The following is a 4,016-nucleotide window of genomic DNA, read 5'->3' as shown; positions in this document are numbered from 1 at the left end:
TCTTCGATGCCGACGAGCGGCTGAGGAGAACGAGCCAGCTACAGACCCGAACGAAGATCAGGTGCAGCAGGCGTACGGACATAGCTGACCATCATGCCGGCAGCCCACTCCACCGCGTCAGCCCAGGTCACAGGCCCAAGCCGACTTCTGGCACCCCACACGGAGGGCCGAGCCCCCAAGCGTGGTCACGTTAAGTCACATGTGCAGATCACTAGCCGTCAGCGACCAAACGCGTTCTCCGGCAATCTGCCGAGAGCCACAAATCCTACTTGACTGGTGGAGTGCTGTTATTCGGACCCCGCGGTATTCGGCCGTCGAGATCTTGAGGCCCTCTGGGTGCCGGCGGAGGATCTGTCATGGAGCCCGCTTTGCAGGGAGTCATCGGGGGCTTGATGAGCGTCAGCCCTGCTCTTCGCCGCCGGGCGTCGGTCGTAAGCCGGCGACCGCGCGGGAAACCACCTTTCAATCCAGAGCGGTCTTGCGCTGACGTCGATCGAGGAACGGGCCTTCTTGCAGAAATCTCACATGAATCAGCCTCGGCGGGGGCCGATCTGGGATACACCTCATGCGGAGCCGGTGAGCCAGCGGGCGGCCGGCGTGTGGAGGGTCCATGCCGCAGGACGTCGCATTCGATCTACCTTTCCCGCTCCGCATGCACCAGGGCATGGACGGCACACGCGTCCGCAACCTCGACTGGGTCCGCCGGCACGGGCTGGTCGGCGGCGAACGGTCGATGGACTGGTACTCCTCATGGGACATGCCCCGGCTCGCCGCCTACGGCTTCCCCGACGCCACCGGCCCAGGGCTGGATCTGTGCACCGACGCGATGGCGTTCTTCTTCGTCTTCGACGACCAGCTCGACGGCCCCCTGGGTTCGGCGCCCGACCGAGTCGCCCGGGTGTGCCAGAGCCTGATCGATATCTTCCACGGCACCGGGCCGCGCCACGGCGGCGACCCATGCTCGGCCGCGTTCGCTGACCTTTGGCGGCGCAGCACCGACGGTGCTTCCCCCGGCTGGGCGGCCCGGGTCGCAGGCGAGTGGGAGTACTACTTCGCCGCCCACGCCCATGAGGCGGTCAACCGGCGCCGTAGGTCGCCCGCCGACATGGAGCAATACCTCCAGGTCCGCCGGGGCATCGCCGGGACAGCGCTGCCGCTGTCCCTGGGGGAACGCGCGGCGGGCCTCACCCTGCCTCCGGCCGTGTTCCATAGTCCGCAGCTGAGGATCATGCGGGAGATCGCCATCGACATCACGCTGATGTGTAACGACGTGTATTCCCTGGAGAAGGAGGAAGCACGCGGGGACATGGACAACGTCGTCTTGGTTCTCGAACACACCCAGCACTGCACCCGCGAGGAGGCGATCGCCGCAGCTCAAGGAGAAGTCCACCGGCGCTGCACCCGTTTCCAGGAGTTGGCTCGCGAGGTCCCAGCCATGTGCACCCATCTCGCTCTCTCCGCCACGCAGTGCGCCAGCGTGTCCACCTATGTCGACGTCCTGACCGCCTGGATTTGCGGCTATCACGCGTGGGAAACCGAGACCCTGCGCTACACCACCGCTCTGGAGGTCCTCCCTCGGTCTGGCCTCGGCTACTTCGAGAACGTCCTGGGAGAGCCAGATCCTGCTGGTTCATGAACATCACGAATTCGATCCTGCGGGCCATTGTCGCGAATAGATCTGTAGGTGGGCGTGCTGGCCGAGAATCTCCTCGCCCGTCTCACCTCCTACACCGCCCAGCCCGAACACTGATGGTCTTGTAGCGCCCGAGCATGAGGCCAGCCATCGTCCGCGTGGCGTAGCAGCGGGCGGTTCTCTCGCGACCCGGGGAAATTACCGTTCCGCACGGGTGTTTCCCCCCGAGGATGAGATCCTGTGGCGACGGCGCTGGCACCCCCCCGAGCCGGCGCCGTCCCCACAACCGCCAGGGCGGCAGCACAGGGCACGCGAAAGACGCGGACTCGCCACCGAGGGTCACACCGTTCGCCAGTCGGACGAGACAGAAAGCCCCAGAGGCGACGCCCTCCCCCGAACACCGAACGGGTAGTGGTGCAGCTCACCAGAGAGCCGAGACGCACACGGTGAACACCACGGACAGACAGCGGTGATAACAGCGACGTGCTTGGAAGGGCAGGGGACGCTTCAAGATCTTCTCTTGCCGGCCCGATCGAGTCACCGCAACAGCCGTGCACCCAACTTCGGCGGCCACAGCGTGATATACAGCTGTCACCGGTAGCGCCCCGAGGGGGCCTGTGGACGTCGATGTAGCGGCAATCGTGGCACAGCTCAGGGAGGTCACCGCCACTGATCCACAGGCGCTCGACCGCGTCTGTGGAATGATCGTTGCTCGTCTCGTCGAGGGCCGGTGTCGAGCCGCCGATCCGTTGTTGATCTGTGCCGGGCGGTACTGGGGCCGTCGCCTGCGGATTCATCCCGGTGAACCGCCCCGGATCGGATGCCCACTGTCAAGGCCTCGCGAAAACTGACCCCGTGCGGGCCTCTGAATCTTGACCCCCCACGTCTGGTTGATCAGTTGTGGTTGGGTCGGTCCTTGGCGAGGAGCTCGCGGCGGGCGCGGGTGCGGTAGGAGTCGCCGGCGAGGGTGAGGACCTCGGCGTGGTGAACGAGCCGGTCGATCATCGCGGCGACGACGTCGTCGGAGAAGGTCTCGCCCCAGCGGCCGAAGGGCAGGTTCGAGGTGACCATGACCGAGCCTTGTTCGTAGCGGGACGCGATGAGCTGGAAGAACAGGTTCGCCGCGTCCTGATCGAACGGAATGTAGCCCACTTCATCGATAATGATGAGTTTGTAGCGGCGGATCTTCCTCGGTTCGTCGTCGAGACGCCCGGCGTGGTGGGCGTCGGCGAGACGGGTTATCCAGTTGCTGGCGGTGTCGAACAGCACGGAGTAGCCGGCGTGAGCGGCTTTCACTCCCAGACCGATCGCGAGATGGGTCTTCCCGACGCCAGGCGGACCGAGCAGGACGACGTTCTCCGCTTTGGCGATGTAGGTGCTCGTAGCCAGATGCGCGAGCACATCACGACCCAGGGAGGGCAGGTGGTCGAGGTTGAAGTCCTCCAGCGTTTTGACGGTCGGGAAGTGCGCGGTGCGGATCCGCATCACGGTCCCTTTGGACTCGCGGTCGGCGACCTGGCGCTGCAGCAGCGCGGCGAGGTATCCTTCGTAGGATCAGTTCTCCGCACGGGCCTGGACGGCGAGTTCTTCCCAGAACGCGCCGATCGTCGGGGTCTTCAATACCCGGGTCAGATAGGAGATCATCGCCGGCATGCCGTCGGGTGATCTCCCGGCGGGTTCCACCGAAAGGGTGGTCGCTGTCACTCGCTACTCGCTTTCTTCTCTTCCAGGGTGTTCCCGGGTGGTTGGTGGGTGAAATCGACACCGAAGAGGGCGTCGTAGTCCGGCAGCGCCCGCATCGTGACCGGATGGCCGTCACCGTGATGGCGGGTCGCCGCCGCCCGCCGCCGGCGGTCCTCGGCGAGCGCCTGGCGCATCCGCGCGGCGGTCGCGGCGTGCTCGGGGTCGGTGACCGTGCCGTTGCGGGCCCAGGAACGGGCGTGCCGGGCGGCGGGCTGACCGTCACAGGTCACCGCCACCGTGTCGAGGGAGGCGGTCACGTCGACGAACCGGCCGATCGCCCGCGGATCGACGGAGTAATCGACGGTGTCGACCCGCACGTAATAGTCCCGACCCAGCCGAACACGGGAACACAGACCGGCCGGCGGATCCACCGGCGGCAGCCCCTGTGGGGTGTCAGAACTCGTCCACCGGTGTTGACCTGGGGTTTTAGGCGGCTCGTTCGTATTCGTTGATCAGGCCGCCGAGGACGGGCTTGCGTTTGATCCGTTCCTGGGTCAGGTCCGCGACGGGGTGGTCGGGCCGTGGTGGTTGAAGGTCGCGACCGTGGTGGGGGCGTCGTCCGTTGTCGTGGGCGGCGTACTCAACCAGAACGGTGCGCAGGTGCCGTTCGCCGAAGATCAGCATGCGGTCGGTGACCTCG

At 66.1% G+C, this 4,016-nt stretch carries 1 protein-coding gene and 3 pseudogenes; 1 reads left to right on the top strand and 3 read right to left on the bottom strand.

Annotated features, from left to right (window positions below; all coding sequences use genetic code 11):
* Positions 1–610 precede the first annotated feature (610 nt).
* Entirely contained in the window at positions 611–1,636 is a 1,026-nt protein-coding gene (locus MJ777_RS22440; RefSeq protein WP_239313840.1) for a terpene cyclase, read from the top strand.
* An 891-nt stretch (positions 1,637–2,527) separates the two neighbouring features.
* Here the strand turns inward: MJ777_RS22440 and istB are convergent.
* The 3 pseudogenes from istB to MJ777_RS22425 all read right to left on the bottom strand — a co-directional run.
* Positions 2,528–3,286, bottom strand: a pseudogene (gene istB / locus MJ777_RS22435) (IS21-like element helper ATPase IstB).
* A 47-nt stretch (positions 3,287–3,333) separates the two neighbouring features.
* Positions 3,334–3,756: pseudogene (locus MJ777_RS22430) on the bottom strand (IS21 family transposase); the annotation flags it as partial.
* A gap of 46 nt (positions 3,757–3,802) precedes the next feature.
* Positions 3,803–4,016, bottom strand: a pseudogene (locus tag MJ777_RS22425) (hypothetical protein); the annotation flags it as partial.

The sequence above is a fragment of the Protofrankia sp. Cj5 genome (assembly GCF_917627405.1).
GTDB lineage: Bacteria > Actinomycetota > Actinomycetes > Frankiales > Frankiaceae > Protofrankia.
This window is presented reverse-complemented; position numbering and strand designations above follow the sequence as displayed.

Excerpts from the sequence above, each read along its gene's own strand:
- MJ777_RS22440 (WP_239313840.1), top strand. The coding sequence starts at position 611 with ATGCCGCAGGACGTCGCATTCGATCTACCTTTCCCGCTCCGCATGCAC.